The following is a 312-nucleotide window of genomic DNA, read 5'->3' on the forward strand; positions in this document are numbered from 1 at the left end:
TCAAGCTAAGCAAAATTTGACAGCCGATACTGTCAATACGGCTCAAAAGCTTGCTGACACCTTGGCTTTGGCTCTATCAGGAATTCAAGGTGTCCACCAACCAGCCCAATCGTTGGCTGACCAAATTAATGCGGCTCAGGCCCAATTGACGCAGACTTATCAAGGTGTGCAAAATGATATTAAGGCCGATTCAACCCTGAAGGATTCTGATAAGGCGAGCCAAAACACTGACCTTGATAGCCGTTACCAGCAGGCCCAAAAGGACTTGGCCAACGCTGGGAAGGCTCAGTTGCTCGATGACCTCTTGAAAAA

1 protein-coding gene is annotated in these 312 nt (G+C 48.1%); it reads left to right on the top strand.

The genetic code is table 11. The features are described 5' to 3' along the window. On the top strand, window positions 1-312 hold a 312-nt coding region (locus AOQ29_RS07735; protein WP_158530759.1), incomplete at both ends, for a hypothetical protein.

Origin of the sequence: Fructobacillus ficulneus, assembly GCF_001047075.2 — a bacterium.
Lineage (GTDB): Bacteria > Bacillota > Bacilli > Lactobacillales > Lactobacillaceae > Fructobacillus > Fructobacillus ficulneus.